General features: G+C 49.3%; 16 protein-coding genes and 1 pseudogene. 13 read left to right on the top strand and 4 right to left on the bottom strand.

Annotated features, from left to right (window positions below; genetic code table 11):
* The first annotated feature begins 220 nt into the window (after positions 1-220).
* Positions 221-2,304: pseudogene (gnpA, locus tag OCY70_RS21970) on the top strand (1,3-beta-galactosyl-N-acetylhexosamine phosphorylase).
* A 315-nt stretch (positions 2,305-2,619) separates the two neighbouring features.
* Here the strand turns inward: gnpA and OCY70_RS21975 are convergent.
* Positions 2,620-3,108, bottom strand: coding sequence for a LytR/AlgR family response regulator transcription factor (locus OCY70_RS21975; protein ID WP_213428229.1), 489 nt, complete (start codon positions 3,106-3,108; stop codon positions 2,620-2,622).
* Between the two features lie 413 nt (positions 3,109-3,521).
* On the opposite strand from OCY70_RS21975, the gene ahpC reads away from it, so the two are divergent.
* The 9 genes from ahpC to OCY70_RS22015 all read left to right on the top strand — a co-directional run bounded on the left by ahpC (position 3,522) and on the right by OCY70_RS22015 (position 13,116).
* Positions 3,522-4,085: an alkyl hydroperoxide reductase subunit C gene (ahpC, locus tag OCY70_RS21980; protein ID WP_168179376.1), complete on the top strand. Its 564-nt coding sequence runs from the start codon at positions 3,522-3,524 to the stop codon at positions 4,083-4,085.
* A gap of 10 nt (positions 4,086-4,095) precedes the next feature.
* The gene (ahpF, locus tag OCY70_RS21985) at positions 4,096-5,625 is read left to right on the top strand and encodes an alkyl hydroperoxide reductase subunit F (RefSeq protein ID WP_213428228.1); all 1,530 of its coding nucleotides are present in this window, start codon (positions 4,096-4,098) and stop codon (positions 5,623-5,625) included.
* 290 nt (positions 5,626-5,915) lie between these two features.
* A complete protein-coding gene (locus OCY70_RS21990; protein ID WP_249725079.1) occupies positions 5,916-6,422 on the top strand; it encodes a DUF6323 family protein in 507 nt (168 codons plus the stop codon).
* Positions 6,404-7,840: a DUF6179 domain-containing protein gene (locus tag OCY70_RS21995; protein WP_213428227.1), complete on the top strand. Its 1,437-nt coding sequence runs from the start codon at positions 6,404-6,406 to the stop codon at positions 7,838-7,840. Before OCY70_RS21990 ends, OCY70_RS21995 begins: the two co-directional genes overlap by 19 nt.
* A gap of 661 nt (positions 7,841-8,501) precedes the next feature.
* Positions 8,502-8,762: a hypothetical protein gene (locus tag OCY70_RS35835; protein WP_306433931.1), complete on the top strand. Its 261-nt coding sequence runs from the start codon at positions 8,502-8,504 to the stop codon at positions 8,760-8,762.
* 78 nt (positions 8,763-8,840) lie between these two features.
* Positions 8,841-9,371, top strand: coding sequence for an ABC transporter permease subunit (locus OCY70_RS35840; RefSeq protein ID WP_306433930.1), 531 nt, complete (start codon positions 8,841-8,843; stop codon positions 9,369-9,371).
* A 14-nt stretch (positions 9,372-9,385) separates the two neighbouring features.
* Positions 9,386-10,273 (top strand): carbohydrate ABC transporter permease, encoded by an 888-nt coding sequence (locus OCY70_RS22005; protein ID WP_213428226.1) that lies wholly within the window; start codon positions 9,386-9,388, stop codon positions 10,271-10,273.
* 42 nt (positions 10,274-10,315) lie between these two features.
* The gene (locus OCY70_RS22010) at positions 10,316-11,905 is read left to right on the top strand and encodes an extracellular solute-binding protein (RefSeq protein ID WP_213428225.1); all 1,590 of its coding nucleotides are present in this window, start codon (positions 10,316-10,318) and stop codon (positions 11,903-11,905) included.
* A 68-nt stretch (positions 11,906-11,973) separates the two neighbouring features.
* Complete coding sequence (locus OCY70_RS22015; protein WP_213428224.1) at positions 11,974-13,116, top strand: ROK family transcriptional regulator; 1,143 nt, start codon at positions 11,974-11,976, stop codon at positions 13,114-13,116.
* A gap of 74 nt (positions 13,117-13,190) precedes the next feature.
* Here OCY70_RS22015 and OCY70_RS22020 read toward each other — a convergent pair whose 3' ends face one another.
* Positions 13,191-13,409: an aminoglycoside 6-adenylyltransferase gene (locus OCY70_RS22020; RefSeq protein WP_261945172.1), complete on the bottom strand. Its 219-nt coding sequence runs from the start codon at positions 13,407-13,409 to the stop codon at positions 13,191-13,193.
* A gap of 365 nt (positions 13,410-13,774) precedes the next feature.
* Here OCY70_RS22020 and OCY70_RS22025 point away from each other — a divergent pair, with 365 nt between their 5' ends.
* Both OCY70_RS22025 and OCY70_RS22030 read left to right on the top strand, forming a co-directional pair.
* The gene (locus OCY70_RS22025) at positions 13,775-13,945 is read left to right on the top strand and encodes a hypothetical protein (RefSeq protein ID WP_213428222.1); all 171 of its coding nucleotides are present in this window, start codon (positions 13,775-13,777) and stop codon (positions 13,943-13,945) included.
* Positions 13,905-14,702, top strand: a complete 798-nt coding sequence (locus OCY70_RS22030; protein WP_213428221.1) for a 4'-phosphopantetheinyl transferase family protein — start codon at positions 13,905-13,907, stop codon at positions 14,700-14,702. The genes OCY70_RS22025 and OCY70_RS22030 overlap by 41 nt, the downstream gene beginning before the upstream one ends.
* 103 nt (positions 14,703-14,805) lie before the next feature.
* Here the strand turns inward: OCY70_RS22030 and OCY70_RS22035 are convergent, their stop codons facing one another.
* Positions 14,806-15,708, bottom strand: coding sequence for a CgeB family protein (locus OCY70_RS22035; RefSeq protein WP_213428220.1), 903 nt, complete (start codon positions 15,706-15,708; stop codon positions 14,806-14,808).
* The gene (locus tag OCY70_RS22040) at positions 15,705-16,787 is read right to left on the bottom strand and encodes a polysaccharide pyruvyl transferase family protein (protein ID WP_213428219.1); all 1,083 of its coding nucleotides are present in this window, start codon (positions 16,785-16,787) and stop codon (positions 15,705-15,707) included. The genes OCY70_RS22035 and OCY70_RS22040 overlap by 4 nt, the downstream gene beginning before the upstream one ends.
* 415 nt (positions 16,788-17,202) lie before the next feature.
* On the opposite strand from OCY70_RS22040, the gene OCY70_RS22045 reads away from it, so the two are divergent.
* A complete protein-coding gene (locus OCY70_RS22045) occupies positions 17,203-17,562 on the top strand; it encodes a hypothetical protein (protein ID WP_213428218.1) in 360 nt (119 codons plus the stop codon).
* The last annotated feature ends 110 nt before the right edge of the window (positions 17,563-17,672 follow it).

Genomic DNA, 17,672 nt, shown 5'->3' on the forward strand with positions numbered 1-17,672 from the left:
AAGATATAGAACTGAGCCTGTTGCGAGCAGGGAGGTCTATATCTTTTTTTATGGCAAAGGTCAAAATTTTACCCGCGGAAGGTCATAATCCGTCCTTGGGTCTCTCTTTCTGACTGAGTATGATGGTATCAACAATCAGTTATTTGGAAGGAGCATGTTACAAATGGTCGAGCAGAACCAGAACAAACAAGGTAGAGGGCGCCTCACCATCCCTACCGCGATGGAGTTGTGGGGCGCTGATGCTGTGCGCGATGCTGACGGCACAACATTTCCGCAAGAGCTAGCTGATTGTGGAGCGAAAATATACGCTACTTACTATACAACCCGCAAAGACAACAATTGGGCGAAAGCAAACCCTGACGAAGTCCAGCAATGCTATATTTCAACGAATTTGTTGCCGCTACAGATGCTGAACTTTCCATTCGTTTATTGGAGAGGATTAGCGAAGACTTATTGCAAGTCAACAGCCGCGATGATATTTACCGCTGGTGGGAAGTCATCGATCGTACCACTGGCGAGGTCGTACCGACCAATCGCTGGCGCTATGATGAAGCAAGTGGCCAGGTAATCATTGCGAACACGATACCTTACCATGAATATAGCGTGAGCTTCTTAGCCTATCTGATCTGGGATCCCGTTCATATGTATAATGCCGTCGTCAATGACTGGAAGGATTTCGAACGACAAATTACGTTTGACGTACGTCAGCCTAAAACACGGGAATTTTCGAAAGGCAGACTGCGTGAATTTTTACGGGACAAGCCTTATGTAAATGTAGTACGATTCACAACATTCTTCCATCAGTTCACGCTCCTATTCGATGAAATGCGCCGGGAGAAATATGTGGATTGGTACGGCTATTCCGCTAGCGTCAGCCCTTATATTCTCGAGCAGTTCGAGCGTGAAGTTGGCTATAAGTTCCGTCCGGAATATATTATTGACGAAGGTTACTACAACAACCAGTATCGGATTCCATCCAAACCATACTTGGACTTTATGGCCTTCCAACGGCGCGAAGTGGCCCAACTGGCTAAAGAGCTCGTCGATATTACCCATGAAGAAGGCCGCGAAGCGATGATGTTTTTAGGTGACCATTGGATTGGCATAGAGCCTTTTATGGATGAATTTCAATCCATCGGGCTCGATGCGGTCGTCGGCAGCGTCGGCAATGGTTCAACACTGCGTTTAATAAGCGATATTCCTGAGGTGAAATATACAGAAGGGCGCTTCTTGCCATACTTCTTCCCTGATACGTTCCATCCTGGCGGCAATCCAACGGCAGAAGCTCAAGAGAACTGGTTAACAGCACGAAGAGCTATTTTGCGCAAGCCTGTAGATCGCATTGGCTATGGCGGTTACTTGAAGCTGGCGCTGGACTTCCCGGACTTTGTTGATTATGTCGCGCAAGTTGCCGATGAATTCCGCGATTTATATGAGAAGGCACGCACGAAGCCTCTGTGCTTAGCTAAAGTTGCCGTCCTCAACTGCTGGGGGAAAATGCGCTCATGGGGCTGCCATATGGTGCATCATGCTCTATACCAGAAACAAAACTACAGCTATGCCGGTATGATTGAAATTTTGAGCGGCGCTCCATTCGATGTATCGTTCATTAGCTTTGACGACATTCGTGAGCAGCCGCAACTGCTAGATGATATCGATGTCATAATTAACATCGGTGACGCTGACACCGCACATTCCGGCGGCGATAACTGGAAAGATCCGTTTATTGTTGAACAAATCCGTGCATTTATTGCTGGCGGAGGCGGCTTTATCGGGGTAGGTGAACCTTCTGCTGCTCAACATCAAGGTCGTTTCTTCCAGTTAGGCGATGCTCTTGGCGTAGAGCTGGAGCGCGGCTTCACCCTTGGCTACGATAAATACAATTGGGATGTAACGCCGTCACACTTTATTACCGCCGATATGGATGGTGACATTCATTTTGGTGAAGGCAAGAAAAATGTATATGCGACGAGCGCTGATATTCTAGCTTGCAAGGATAAAGAAGTGCAGTGTGCAGTCAATCACTACTTTCATGGCCGATGTGTCTATATCGGTGGACTGCCGTATAGTGCGGAGAACGCCCGCTTGTTGCATCGTGCAATATTATGGTCGTGCAGCAAAGATAGCGAATTGTACAATTGGTTTAGTTCGGATGCTCATACGGAAATCCATGTTTATCCGGAAACAGGCACGTATTGCGTTGTCAATAACACGGCAGAGCCACGCAACACGACAGTGTACGCAGGCGGCAACAAATTCGAACTTGAGCTCAAGGGCGGCGAATTGCGTTGGTTTGATATGTAAGTTTACGTCGCATTGCGATTGAAAAAAATTGGATTAGGCTGGGCAATGATTAGATAATTGTTCCGGCCTAATCCTGTTATGGGCTGATGAAAAAGAATGCCTTCCTCATCAATACATCCAGGGGGGAAGTCATTGATGAGGAGGCACAGCGGCCGTTTAATTATTTTCCGCCCCTGTCAGAGAGAGCAGATATTCTGCCGTATTCGCAGGCACTTTAGAGTACAACTTGTGGATGGGGGAAAGGGAAGGTACAAGTACTTGCTCCTCCGTCAGCAGATAGTATCCATCGTTATTTTTGTATAGAGTGCTTCGGCCTTAGGTATCCTGATTGGCCTGGATAACGACTTTTCTTCCTGCCCCCTCAAAATAAAGAATGTCACTGCAGCGAAGCTGGTATTTGTCATGTCCGATCTGAAAAAAGAACATCTGCTTCGAGATCTTGATGTGTTCCGCAGCGTCCAGCAAGATGCGTGACAATTTTGGTGCGGTTACTGGCTTTCTTAAAAAGCGAAACGGCAAAACTTCAAAAACTTCATATACATATTCTTTGTGGTTGGTGATAAAGATAATGATTGCATTTCGAGCCTGCTCCCGGATAACCGAAGCAATCTCAATTCCATTTTGGCCAGGCATTTCAATGTCAAGAAGATAAATATTATAATGTGCCCCGGATTGTAAACACCTCAGCAAGTCAACGCCACTAAAGAACACATCGCTTGAAAATTCCATGCCGGACTTGTTGGATAGGATATCCTGAATCAAATGCGCAACGTTTATATCATCATCACATATCGCTACATTCATTACAGCCACTCCATAATAACTAGATAGCTTGATTCTATAATATTTTTATGAAGCCTGTAATTTTGTGTCCGTTTTCAGAATGAAAAATTGCAGGTTTCATTTTTGGGACGCAATGGGTAATAGGCATTGATGATAAAATGAATCATCCTTAATCTTGAACATGAGTTAAAAACGACATATTATATAGGTGCAATGCACAATATACGAATACTTTGGTTTCGTTCGCGGCATAATGTAATTTGGTGAGAAATGTCACTGAAAAAAGATCTCATTTTATAATTATTATAAAATAGCTTGACGAATTTAATTAATTAGTTAATAATAATAATTACAAAGTGTGTTCGGAATAGGTTAGCATGCAAGTTCTGAATATACTTTGAATTATCAAATATAAGGGTAAAGGAGATATGACCATGTCACTTATTGGAACAGAAGTACTTCCATTCAAAGCATCCGCATTTCACAACGGTAAATTTATCGAGGTGACCGAAGAAAATTTCAAAGGGAAATGGAGCATTGTGTGCTTCTACCCGGCGGACTTTACGTTCGTATGCCCTACGGAGCTTGAAGATCTCCAGAACCACTACGAAACCTTTAAGCAACTTGGCGTTGAAGTATACTCCGTTTCGACGGACACGCATTTTACACATAAAGCATGGCATGAAAGCTCTCCTGCCATCGGCAAGGTTGAGTACATTATGATTGGCGACCCGTCCCATGTGATCTCCCGCAACTTCGATGTCTTGATTGAAGCTGAAGGTCTGGCGGACCGCGGTACGTTCATCATCGATCCGGACGGGGTTATCCAAGCGGCCGAGATCAATGCCGGAGGCATCGGCCGCGATGCAGGCTCTCTTGTGAACAAGATCAAGGCGGCGCAATATGTTCGCCAGCATCCAGGTGAAGTATGCCCGGCGAAATGGCAGGAAGGCGGTAAAACGCTGAAGCCAAGCCTCGATCTCGTAGGCAAGATTTAAGGTGTGACAAATGACACTAGACCAAGACATCAAAAATCAGCTAGCACAATATCTCCAGCTCCTGGAAGGCGATGTCGTGCTCAAAGTCAGCGCAGGCGATGACGCTGCTTCGGAAGACATGCTGGCCCTGGTCAATGAAATTGCCGGCATGTCCTCCAAGATAACGGTGGAACGAACGCAATTATCCCGAACACCGAGCTTCAGCGTCAATCGTCCGGGCGAGGATACGGGCATAGCCTTTGCGGGAACGCCTTTGGGACACGAGTTTACTTCCCTCGTATTGGCTCTGCTGCAGGTGAGCGGCAGACCTCCAAAGGTGGAGCAGAGTGTCATTGACCAAATCAAAAGCATTCGCGGCGACTATCAGTTTGAAACGTATGTCAGCCTGAGCTGCCATAATTGTCCTGATGTGGTGCAAGCCTTGAACTTGATGAGCGTCCTCAATCCCGGCATTACGCATACGATGATTGACGGCGCCGTCTTCAAGGAAGAGGTAGAAAGCAAAGACATTATGTCGGTGCCAAGCGTTTACCTCAATGGCGAATTTTTCGAAAGCGGCCGTATGACCGTGGAAGAAATTCTTGCCAAGCTGGGCAACGCTCCGGACGCATCCGAGTTCGAGAATAAAGAGCCTTATGACGTGCTTGTGGTCGGCGGCGGGCCGGCAGGCGCAAGTGCGGCCATTTACGCGGCACGCAAAGGGATTCGCACGGGTCTCGTTGCGGAACGCTTCGGCGGCCAGGTCAACGATACCTTGGGCATTGAGAACTTTATCAGTGTGAAATATACGGAAGGTCCTCAGCTCGTCGCGAATATTGAGCAGCAAGTGAAAGAGTACAACATCGATGTCATGAAGCTGCAGCGTGCCAAGCGGTTGGAGAAAAAGGAACTTATCGAGCTTGAGCTCGAAAACGGCGCCGTGCTGAAAAGCAAGGCGGTCATCGTATCGACAGGCGCTCGTTGGCGGAATATCGGCGTGCCTGGGGAATCGGAGTTCAAGAACAAAGGGGTCGCTTACTGTCCGCATTGCGACGGTCCTTTGTTCACGGGCAAAGATGTCGCCGTGATTGGCGGCGGTAACTCGGGTATCGAGGCGGCGATTGATCTCGCAGGTATCGTGAGACATGTAACGGTTCTCGAGTTCGCGCCAGAGCTCAAAGCGGATGCCGTGCTGCAGGATCGCCTGTACAGCCTGCCTAATGTTACGGTACTGAAGAACGTGCAGACGCAAGAAATTACCGGAACCGACAAGGTGAACGGAATTTCCTATGTCGAGCGTGATACAGGAGTAACGAAGCATATCGAACTGCAAGGCGTGTTTGTACAAATCGGCCTTGTTCCGAATACGGATTGGTTAGCGGACACGGTGGAACGCACGCGTACCGGCGAGATCGTGGTAGACAGCCATGGCGCTACCAACGTCCCTGGCGTGTTTGCAGCCGGCGATTGCACGAATAGTCCGTATAAGCAAATTATTATTTCGATGGGATCCGGCGCTACGGCAGCTTTGGGTGCGTTCGATTATCTCATCCGCAATTAATCGATATTGTTCACAAGTGAACCAAGAGCCCTCACTTTTCATGAAGTGGGGGCTCTTTCTTTTGCAGCAACACGACTTCGGGTGAACATCAAAAAGGTTGGGTCAGAATGATCTTCTGCCCAACCTTTCTATCTATGAACACAAAAAACCACCGATTCAATTGACATGGGTGGAGACTGCGAGTAAAATATGTAAATAACTTAATTAAAATATATTATATCACATTTTTAGTTAGAAGTCAAATTATTTTTTTGATTTTTCCCAAAAAAATTGACGGCAGGGGGAAAGCGATGTACGAGAATAGCCGCATGTATTTGGCTCGCATTTTCAACTCCTTGAATGCGTCCGCGCAGGAGCAGGTTATGACTGAATTGCTGGAACTGAACGAGAAGACGAAGGGATACGGCTTGGTTCTGACCCCGCAGGACATCGAACGGATGTTGGCGGCTAGAAGCCAGATCCTGTACGGCTACGGGCGGGTGGAATTGAGCATTGAAGTGACCAAAGAGCTTATCGATTTGTTCTCGGAATCCTCGTTCATCCAGCAGGAGAGCTATGCGGATACCTTGAATGAGCTGCATGAGATTTTTTATTATCTGAAAAATGAAACCGAAGACAGAATCAGCGATAGGAAGCTCCTTCACAGGATGAAGGAAGTGTTCGAAGACGATTGCGAGGGCTCTTTGGACTTGCTGAAGAGCAGACTCGAAGAGTATGCCGAAGAGTTCCGCAGACAATTGCAGAAGCACGAGTTTTTGCTTGAAGGAGAGGATGACGATTGGGATCAGAACATATAAAAGACAGGCATGAGTTGACCGCTCAGGGGGCCATTCGCAAATCCCGGCTGCGGCGAAATCAATATACGATCTCCTTGATGAACGAAGGGTTGCGGGCGGGGATGCTGACGAGCCAGGAAATCATGCGCATTCAGCACGGGTTCATCCAGATTTTGCAGGAGTTGCTCCAGAAATATACCCAGGGTGAGAGCACCTCGGTCGCCACGGAAACCGCAGAGAGCATCCTGGCCTCCATCACGTATGCGGCCGACGCGTATCTGATCAGCTTCGAGGAGCCAGAGAAGGCGATTACGTATCTGAAAGCGATTGATGTTCGCAGAATCTATGATAAGGGCGTGGAAAAGGTCAGTCAATGCTTTGCAGAGACCAAGCAGCTATATAAGGAAATCAGTGCGAATAAGCTGGAGGTTCCGGTCGATGCCTATAACCTGACTATCGATGAGTCCCTGCCTGTGTTTTTCCGGAAATACGGCATCATCTTCGATGCCCACAACACGATGGCCAGTATCGATTACCCGCTGGCTATCGATGACATGCGGCTGCAGGGCGTTTTCTATATCAAGCAGTATCTGGAACGGCTGAAGCTGGAGACCGAATTCTGCGCGATGTTCGATCGGCAGCATCTGTTGGATTTGCTGGTCCACTACGGCAGGGAATGCAGGTTGAATTACCGGATCGAGCTGTTCAATATATATGAGCTCATGCTGAACAATGCGATATTCTCGATATTATCCGGGGGAGATGCCTATAGTATCAGGATTTCCGGGAATCAATTTGCACGGCTGGAACAGCAATTCATGAGCCTGGAGGAAGGGCGCATTCGCTCCGTCATCTCCGATGCGATGGAAAGGCTTCAGCAAGAAATGGCGCTTCATTCGCAATTGATGGAGTATATGGACGGATGCAAGGAAGATCTCGTTCAGCGAGTGGCGAACGCCGCCAAGCACGGCAGCTTGCGGACGGTCATTATTACCGAGAGGGAAGCGGAAGCGAAGTCCATGGTCATTTCCTTCAACGAAGAGGATAGAATGAGCGATGTCCAGTTAAGAAGACGGCTGCATGAGATCATGGCATGCGAGCGGAAGGAGGTGAAGGCTAAGCTGATCTTATCCAGCTTCCATTCCTTCCATGACTACCTCGATATGCTTGAATCCGACTGCTTGTACGGGGATGAATATGATGCCCTCTTCCAGGCGTTTGGCGATATGGAACTGGCTATCCTGGCGACAATCGTGTTCTATGAAGAGCTGCGAGGCATGCCTCCGGATTTGCCGTCTTTTCTGTTGGCAGAGAAGGAGTATCCGCTGGAGTGGCATCTGCAATTGGTTCAATGTCTGCGGGGGATGAGCCGGGAGCGCCTGCAAACCGTTGAGGCGTATATGCATGAGATGGACTATGAACCAATGAAATTCTATTGATCGGCAAGGGCGATCATGCCGGTCAATGGAATCGGATGCAAGGAAGTGTCTGTGAGGCAGCCAATCCTGCATGGATGCAGGAATTTTCGCTATTTCAGACGCAATCTGATGCCATTCCTGCAAAAGTGCATCTTTTTCGCCGATTTTTGTTTTTCCATCCGCTGGGATGGCTTCCATTCCTGCAGTTTTGCAGGAATTCCGGTAACGGAGTAACCGCCACGAGGGAAAACTGTATTTTCGCAGTATTTCCGGCAAGCCACGCCGTAATAAGCAGGGTGGGTCCGGCAAGCCGCGTTGTAATAAGCAGGGGGGCTGTCTCACTGCATCAGAGAACGACTTATAGGACAGCCCCAGCCAATTTATGATCAAATTAATTAATAAAGACACTGTACAAATTAATTGAACGAGTTATATAATGGGATACAAACAAACGAAAAGACTGGCGACAAAGAGGGGAGCAGGATTCCCTCACAGCAAAATGTAATCGCTAACATGAAAGCGATTGCAAATCATGCGAGCCACAACGGATACGCGAATGAGGAGACTCGTTAGAAGGGAGTAGGAATATGGCTAGCTCAGAATCGACTTTACGTCCAATGAACACGAAGAACAACAAGAAGTTCCGGCTTCAGTTATGGGCCAAAGAACTCGCGCATAACAAATGGCTTTACCTTATGTTTTTGCCTGTGTTTATTTGGTACTTCATCTTTGCCTATTGGCCGATGCATGGCTTGTTAATGGCATTTCAGAAGTACAACGTGGTGAAGGGGATTACGGGAAGCGAATGGGTAGGTTTGAAGTATTTCAAGCAATTTCTGGAGGATCCTCACTTTTACCGGCTGATCAAAAATACGCTGCTGCTCAATATTTACAGTCTGATATTCGGTTTTCCGGTGCCAATTATTCTGGCCCTTTGCTTTAACGAAATCCGCAATCTGATGTTAAAAAAAATCACGCAGACGCTCAGTTATTTGCCGTATTTTATTTCCACGGTCGTCGTGTGCGGGATGGCGCTCACCTTCCTGTCGCCAAGCACCTGCGTTGTCAACATTATGCTGAACAAGCTCGGAATGGAGAGCATTTTCTTTTTCCAGGACCCGGCCTACTTCAGAACGATTTATGTGCTGCTGGGATTTGGCAGGGAGCCGGATTTTCCGCGATTATTTATATCGCCGCTCTCTCGGGCATCAGTCCCGAGCTATATGAAGCAGCCAAGATCGATGGGGCGGGAAGATGGAGCCAGCTCCGGTATATTACCTTTCCCAGCCTGGTCCCGACGATTATCATTATGCTGCTGTTGAATCTGGGAAGCATTTTGACGGCCGATTTTGGCAAAATCCTTCTTTTGTACAATCCGACCATTTATGAGACCGCGGACGTGCTGAATACTTACGTGTACCGTAAAGGCCTGATTGACAACAACTACAGCTATGCCACCGCCGTTGGCCTGTTCCAGGCCGTCATCGGCTTCGTCCTGGTCTATGTGGCCAATTACTTGAGCAAAAAGGCCAACCAGACTTCGCTTTGGTAAATGGGGGAGAGAACATGCTTAAGACCAAAAAAAGAGTGGACGCCAGCGATGCCCTTTATTTTGCATTCATCTACCTGTTTATTATCGTCACTTGTATCGTGATGCTCTACCCGTTTATTTATATCCTGTCCGTCTCTATCAGCGATATCGACAGCGTGATGCGCAATGAAGTGCTTCTCTGGCCCAAAGGACTGAATTGGTCCGCTTACGAGACGGTGTTGAGCTACAAGGGCATGATCGTGGCCTATGCCAACACGATTTTCTACACGGTGGCGGGCACATTTCTCAGCCTGCTGCTGACGACGATGGCGGCCTATCCGCTATCCCGGAAAAACTGGAAGATGCGCAATTTTGCGGCCATGTTCCTGGCGGTCCCATTATGGTTCGGCGGCGGCATGATACCGTTCTATATGGTGATGAGAGATCTGCACCTGCTCAATACGCGCACCGGGATTTTGCTGTATGCCGCGCTGTCTACGTTCTATATCATCATCGTGCGAACCTACTTCGAGAGTCTGCCGAAGGAGATTGAGGAATCGGCGAAGATTGACGGGGCCAGCGATATCCGAATCTTTCTGCAAATCGCCCTGCCTCTGTCGAAGCCGGTGCTGGCGGCCATTGGCTTGTATTATGCGGTCGGGAAATGGAACTCCTTCTTCTGGGAGCTGATCCTGTTGAGCAAAGAATCGCTGATGCCGGTCCAGGTCCTGTTGGTCCGGATTATTAGGGACAGCACGTTCGATAAGGAAATGGAGGCGGCGCTCGTACATAGCTCCGGCGTGCTGCCGATTACGATTCAATATGCGGCTATCGTGGTGACGGCTCTGCCGATTATTATGGCTTATCCGTTTCTGCAAAAGTATTTCGTGAAAGGGGTGATGATCGGCGCTGTGAAAAGCTAGACGAATCCAGAAACAGAATCATGTAAAGTGGAGGTCGTACAAATGCACAGACAATGGAGAAAGAAAAGGGTATCTTTAATCATCATGGTGATGATCCTGGCCCTTCTGGCATCGGCCTGCGGGGGAGGGTCCGAAGGAGAACAAGCGCCGTCGGACAATCAGAGCGGCGGTTCTGATGACAAGCCGGTGAAGCTGTCGATGTTCATTGCAAGCCGGGCTACGGATGAAATGTACTCCAATGAGACGTTGGTATGGAAGGAAATCGGGAAGAAGTTCAATGTTGAATTTGAGTTTATTACCGGTGACGCCAAGACGATGCGCGACAAATTTCCGCTTATGATTTCTTCCAATGAGTATCCGGACATTATTGCGGATGCGCCTGCCAGCTTCAAGAAGTACGGCCCGCAGGGCGTGTTCATCCCGCTTAATGATCTGATCAAGGATAAGCCGAATCTGCAAAAATATGTAGTCGATGATAAAATTGCCAAGTCCCAGATCGTCAATGCGGACGGCAATATCTATTCGGTTCCGATGCTGTCCGCGGTTCGGACATCGGAAGGCCCGCTGATTCGGCAGGATTGGCTCGAGCGTCTGAACTTGCCGGTTCCAGAAACGATTGACGACTGGTATAATACGTTAAAAGCGTTCAAGGAGCAAGACGCCAATGGCAACGGAGATCCGAATGATGAAGTGCCGTTTGCTACGGCTGGCACCTTTTATTTGAACTTTGCCGATGCCTGGGGCATTGACTTGAACGAGGATGGCCGCTGGATGGAGGAGAATGGCAAGATGATTTATACGCCAATCGATCCGCGCGCCAAGGAATTTTTGACGACAATGAATAAATGGTATAGCGAAGGCTTGTTGGATAAAGAGCTTCTGTCTAGACAGGATAAGGATTATACTTCGATGGTGTTCAATGATAAGGTTGGCGCCACCAATCACTGGATCGGATATGTGGCCGGCTTTAATTCAAGGCCGGAAGTGGAGAAGATCAAGGGCTTTCATTTCCAGGTTACGCCGCCACCTGTCATGAACAAAGGCGATAAGCCGCTCACGAGCAGACAGCAGCAAATCGTGGTGCCGGTCGCTTGGGGCATCAGCAGCCAGAACAAACATGTCGACAAAACGATGGAAATATTCGAGTATACTTACAGCGATGAAGGCCAGCTGCTGTTCAACTTCGGTATCGAGGGCGATAGCTATACGAAGGAAGCGGATGGAACGCTCAAATATACCGACAAGATTATGCAAAATCCGGACGGCGCGGCCAAGGCGCTGCACCGAATCGGCGCGCAGCCGTGGGTTGGCTTCCGCCAAGACCCGCGTTATGAGATCGCTTCCGCGGTCAGCGAGGACGCGGCCAAGCAGCTGTTCTACTACGTTGAACAGGATTATTTCCGCGATCCGGCGCCTGCCCTGAAGTATAGCGAGGACGACTTTGAGACCAGCACCGAGCTCAAGACGCAGATCGATACGTATGTCAACGAGATGATCAGCAAGTTTATTATCGGACAGGAGCCGCTGTCGAAGTTCGATGAATTTGTGGAGAAGGTAAAGGCGATGCGCTTTGACGAGCTGGAGGCGATTCAGAACAAAGCGTATGAGGCGAATAAAGAACTGATGAAGTAACGATACGCATTATGGGAACTGGGGGTTTCTTTTATTGCGAGCACATTACCTAGAAGGAAGGCACAAAGATGAAGCATGTAAGAGGTAACGTCCATCTCATGAAAGAAATCAACCGGGCGACCATATTGAGCTTGCTTCACCGGGAAAAAGCGATGTCCCGCGCCGATATGGCGAAGGTGACCAAATTGAGCGCCACGACGGTGTCCTCCCTGGTCGATGAACTGATCGACGAAGGCTATATTGTCGAATCCGGCGCCCAAGCGTCGGCCAGGGCAGGGCGCAAGGCCATCCGGCTGGAGATCAGCAAAGATAAAGGATTCGTCATTTCGGTCGGCCTGGGCAATCAACGGTTTTATTGCACGCTGTCCAATTTCCACAGCGAGATTGTGGCTGAACTTACCGTCCCTGCCGTGAAAGGCAATGACGAGGTTCTCCAGACGATATTGCGTTGCATCAGCGAGATTGTCCGGAAGGCGGGCATCAGCGACTTTTCCCGGATTAAAGGCATCGGCATTGCTTCACCGGGCATTGTTGATGAGAGCAGCGGCACGATAACCTATGCGCACTTTTTACGGTTGAAGGACTTCGAGATTGTCAAGCTGCTGCAAGCCCGCTATGATCATCTGCCTGTGTACGTCATGAACGACACGAATGCCGCGGCGTTTGCGGAATATTACCGGGAGACGAGTCCCGGCGTGAAGCACGTCCTGTATGTATGGGTATATGAAGGCGCCGGGGCGAGAATAATCGTGAATGGCCAGGTGTATTCCGGTTATAAAGGAAGAGCGGGCGAGGTATCCTTGCTCCAGGACAGGTGGTTCAGCAGCGCCTATATGCTGGAGCAGGCGCAAGAGAGGGCGGCCAAGCGCGGCCTCCCTGCACCTCTTGCGATCGAGGACGTGGTCCAAGCCTATGAACGCGGAGAGGACTGGGTCGAGCCGTTAATGAACCGGAGCTTGTTGTTCTTGAGCAGAGCCTTGGCGGTGATGATGAATCTGCTCGGTCCGGAAAAGACCATTTTGGACGGCTGGTTCATGGAGTCGCCCCAATGTATGCAGAGGATACATGCGCATCTCGGCAGTTTTACCGTAGGCGGTGTATATGACCCCAGCTGGGTCGCTCTGGCAAGCTTGGGCAAACGGAATTATGTCATCGGTGTCACCACCATGGTGCTGCACCAGTTGTTTAAAGGTAAAGTGTCGGTAACGTAACCGTTGCGGGCGCGAACAAGTTCATTTTCCAACGCGAAGAGGCTTCCCGCACCGGGAAGCCCCTATTCTTATGCCTAGATGTCTTCGTAGATCTCTGCTGCATCATCAGGGAGCAATCGCACATGCCGGAGATAAGCAGTGACTTTCTCGCTCTCGTCCGCCGGATACTTGTAACCAAAATCGTCCGCAACCTGAACGGCGATGTCCTCGAACAGCTTGCACATGACAAACAGCGATTCCCATATGTTTTCATACTCGGCATTGGGTTCAGGGATACTGGAGATCCCCGGCAACTATTATAGAAAAATGTCCAGTCCTCATCAAGTGAGAAGACAAGCTATTGATCCAATTCCGTTTCCTTTCTTGTTATCGTGATTTATTCCAACCACATCGATACCAGCAACTGGTATAATGTGAATGATTGTTTTATCCTAGAAGAAATGTGTAATGAGGTGGCGATTCCATTTGGACAATGAGAAGGAACTGTGTCTAATTCAGCAAATTTACGGAACGCTCTTCGCGCTGGCGAACAAACTGCAAACCAGAGGAGACGCATGCTTACGCGACATCACTTCAAGACAGTTTATGGTCATGCTTGCGATTCTTCATTTGCCGGAGGGGAAGGCGAGGATCAAGATGGTTTTGAAGAGAATGTGTCTTGGATATGGGATGGGATGAAGAGGAAATGACAAAGAGGGCGTTGGAGCAATTTACGACACAACGGGCCGCGGGTGCTCAGCCGATTATTGACAAGCTGAACGGAATTGCGGCGCGCGCAGGAGTTGAACATGATGAGAGAGGGGCCGATGAGAGTGACAGGCAGCGTTAGGGATGAAGGCTTATTGGCCGATTCCAAGGGGAGCGAGAGATGGAAGATCGGCATATTCGCAATGAGAGTTCCCGATGTGATGGATCAAGCGACGCTGCAGCACCTGCTTCGGCTGCTCCCCCCGGACCGGCAGGACAAAATCAACCGCTTCCACCACAAAGCCGATGCCTACCGGAGCTTGCTGGCGGAGGTGCTCGTCCGCAAAATCATTGCGGAGAGGACAGGGCTTGCCAACTCCCAAATCCGGTTTCATTACAACAGCTACGGCAAGCCGGAGCTCGCTTCGGAGCAACGTCTGTGCTTCAATATTTCCCACTCCGGCGAGTGGATCGCCTGTGCCGTTCATGACACAGAGGTGGGCATTGATGTGGAGCAGATCAAGCCTATCGATTTGAGCGTCGCGAGGCGATTTTTCTCGGCTGAAGAATATGAACTGCTTGAAAATAAGCCGCCGGAAGGCAGGCTGGAGATGTTCTATGATTTGTGGACGCTCAAGGAAAGCTATGTCAAGCTGCGCGGACAGGGCCTGTCCATCCCGCTCGATTCCTTTTCCGTTCACAAGTCAGACCAGGGAGAGTGCTGTCTCCGTTCTCCGGGTGATGAAGTATCCCGCTTTTTTTTCAAGCAATATCATGTGGCCGACCAATATTGTCTGTCTATTTGCGCGATGGAACCTGCATTTCCCGCTGATATGATCAGATGTGAGTATCATGCGTTTCTGTCCAAGCTAAGCGCAGACACCCATTTCTTTCTATAAGGGAGATTCTATGATTCGAAATAGAAATAAGCCTGCAGCGGCCTCTTTGACCGTCTGCAGGCTTACTCACTTTAAGCAAGATGGAGGCCGCAAGTATGGTTTCCTAATTCTGGCTCGTCCAACCCCGCAACGATTTGATAAGGTCCAGGACTTGGCTGGCTCGGTGTTCATACGTATGATTCCGGACAACATGCCGCTGCCCCTCGGCTGCGATCTTGGCGGCTTCATCCGGATGGTTTAAATAATACCGCAGCTTCTCAAGCATATCTTCCCTCGAATCATAGAGAACATAATGGACTCCATTCTCGAACAATGCCGATTGTTCGGGAGTATTATCCGTCAGGATTAATGCGCCGCACCCCATCCCTTCGAACAGTCTCATGTTAAAGGATTTAATGGTATCGGCGGTTTGGTTGAAGACGATTTTCGAATTTCCGTAATGTTTGCTCAGATCTTCGAGAAAGATATTTTTCCGGAGTGACAGATTTGCCTTCCCTTGCAGGTTCGCTTCAATGAAGCGGAGACTTTCATTCCGGTTCTTATAAAGCTCATGTCCGCGCGTACCGACGAAAGAAACGTCGATGCTGCGCTTGGCATAAGGGATGTCCGAATGAAACAAATGGGGATCTACCCCGAACGGAAAGAAACGGATGGGTACCTGGAAGCGGGATGCAAGGTGCAAGGAATGCGACATCAGCAGGATATCGGGACGATACATGCCGCACATCTCGAGATTTGCCGCGAGACGATTTTCTCCGTGATGGATCCAGAAGAGAACGGGCGCTTGGACCCGCTCCCGGTGTTTAATGGAAATCCGGGGGCGGGTAGGACTCTCGACGAACAGAACCGCTGCATACTTTTGGGTATCCACGGCGGAGAAATCGGCGGCATCCGTGATAACATCGACCTCGACACCGATACGGCCAAATGCTCTTTCCAAATAGCTTCCTGGCGTGTATGAAGTTTTTCCGTAACACATCAAAATACGCTGCGGCTGCATACTCATTTTGTTCCAACCTCCTTTTTTAACCTATGGAAGAAAGGCTCGGCCAACATATTCATGTTTTGATATTGGACGACTTGTTGATCCAGTGCGGCGACCGTCTCGCTATGCCTCTCTTCGATGCGGCTTGATAAATCAATCAGCTCCTGGCCGAGGGTCGGGCTATCGGTCGATATGACGTAGCGGATCGCATCGATGGAAGCGGCAAAATCGAACACCTTGAACCGGTATCCCAGCGCGATAAAAGGGACACGCATGACCGCCGACAGCACAGCGGCGTGTAATTTGAAATCGACCGTAAATTTACACTGGCCTATAATGCTCATCAATTCGTACGGATTTACAGTTCCACATAGACGCACTCGATTTTCAATTCCTATTTTCTGCATCAGTTTTCGGCTGGCGGGGATATCATTAGGCCACATGGCGAACATGAGAATGGAATAGCCTTGCCGGATCCATTCCTTGGCCGCCGCGACCAACTTGTCCGCTACGGAAGCCTCGTCATTGCCGAAGATTTCATCCCTCGCCGTGCCCCAGTTGATTCCGATGTAGGGCCTATCACCCAGCAAAGGCGGCTCATACGAGACGGGCTTTGCTTCCTTGGGCGTGAGGAGCAGTGCAGGGTCGCCGCTCACCGCCACGTTCTCCGCAGGGACTCCCGCCATTCGGAGAAATGCTTGACTGAGAGGACCTCGAACTGCCGCGAAACGGGCGTTCCGGAATAAATCGCTTTGAATGCCTGGAACGTGAAGCTTGGCAGGCAGCGGGGCGCCGTTAAGCATGGCGTCCAGAATTTGTTTAGGCACGAGCTTATCCACGCCGGAACCCCACATATAGTACGGTTTGCTGCCTTTATACGCCTCTTCGAGTTTCGCAAGATAGATGGGGGAGATTAAAGAACCGCCCCCAAGCACAACGGCATCGAATGCCAAAGGGTCGGCCTCATTGGCTAATGATCCGGCGACATGGAAGCGGCTCGCGTCGAGATGCTTCTTGAAGTGATGCCGGAACACATCCCACATCACTTGGTCCCCTGCGTTTTGATAACCAATCTCCCCCAAATATAAAATTTTCGTCATTTCACCACCACCTTCATGCGTGCAAGACTGCTCGCTCTTATATATGGATATGATCGTCGCTACCGATTTGAAACGGACAGCGGTTGAAAGTGATAGAATCGGAAAACGAGACTACATATGACTGGCCTCCGGACTAGGAGAAGTCTGGACTCAAGTTCATTTTATTTTGCAGGGATGGCATTATAATAGGGTTTAGTTGACATATATTGGAATAGTATGACCGGCTATATTTTCAGGAAAAAGGAGCATTCCATAATGACGACATCGACAGGATCGGACAAGGTGATTCATCGTATTTCCTCTGCCCGGAGGGGCTCATTCTCTTTTTTGCGCTGTTGATCCCGCTCTCGCGGCGGGGTATTGGCTGACCTTCCTTAACGGGAAATGGATCATTCTACTAATGTGGGCGCCGGGATTGGCATCGATTATCGCTCGCGCGGCATTGCGGGAAGGGATTGCTGCTATTTCGCTCCGCCTAGGCGGGCGGCGCACCCTTCGATTGCTGCCGCTCGTATTTCTCTTACCGGTAGCGGTCGGTCTGGCGGCCTATGGATGCGCTTGGTTCACCGGACTTGCCCAATTTGCTTCTCCGGACACGTATATCACAGCTCCGCCAATCGTTAAATTTATTTTATTTCTAATGGTCAACATGACAGCAGGAACCCTTTATGGCCTGGGCGGAAGCGTTGGCGAGGAAATGGGATGGCGCGGCTATATGCTCACACGCTTGATCGATGCCGGGCTTCCCCGGCCTATCCGCTTATTCTTGTGCTGAGGAGTGAATCCTGCAAATTTACATTATTTATCCGCCCAAATAGGGTGTTTCGTTAGAATTCCTGCAAAAATACATCAATTCAGGGCGAATAAACTAAATAAGCACATTAA

The sequence above is a fragment of the Paenibacillus melissococcoides genome, from assembly GCA_944800085.1.
Lineage (GTDB): Bacteria > Bacillota > Bacilli > Paenibacillales > Paenibacillaceae > Paenibacillus_B > Paenibacillus_B melissococcoides.

Coding starts and splice junctions, on each gene's coding strand:
- OCY70_RS22015 (WP_213428224.1), top strand. CDS start 11,974: ATGAAGCATGTAAGAGGTAACGTCCATCTCATGAAAGAAATCAACCGG.
- OCY70_RS35835 (WP_306433931.1), top strand. CDS start 8,502: ATGGCTTTACCTTATGTTTTTGCCTGTGTTTATTTGGTACTTCATCTT.
- OCY70_RS22010 (WP_213428225.1), top strand. CDS start 10,316: ATGCACAGACAATGGAGAAAGAAAAGGGTATCTTTAATCATCATGGTG.
- OCY70_RS21990 (WP_249725079.1), top strand. CDS start 5,916: ATGTACGAGAATAGCCGCATGTATTTGGCTCGCATTTTCAACTCCTTG.
- OCY70_RS22030 (WP_213428221.1), top strand. CDS start 13,905: ATGATGAGAGAGGGGCCGATGAGAGTGACAGGCAGCGTTAGGGATGAA.
- ahpF (WP_213428228.1), top strand. CDS start 4,096: ATGACACTAGACCAAGACATCAAAAATCAGCTAGCACAATATCTCCAG.
- OCY70_RS22040 (WP_213428219.1), bottom strand. CDS start 16,787: ATGACGAAAATTTTATATTTGGGGGAGATTGGTTATCAAAACGCAGGG.
- OCY70_RS22035 (WP_213428220.1), bottom strand. CDS start 15,708: ATGAGTATGCAGCCGCAGCGTATTTTGATGTGTTACGGAAAAACTTCA.
- OCY70_RS22005 (WP_213428226.1), top strand. CDS start 9,386: ATGCTTAAGACCAAAAAAAGAGTGGACGCCAGCGATGCCCTTTATTTT.
- ahpC (WP_168179376.1), top strand. CDS start 3,522: ATGTCACTTATTGGAACAGAAGTACTTCCATTCAAAGCATCCGCATTT.
- OCY70_RS21975 (WP_213428229.1), bottom strand. CDS start 3,108: ATGAATGTAGCGATATGTGATGATGATATAAACGTTGCGCATTTGATT.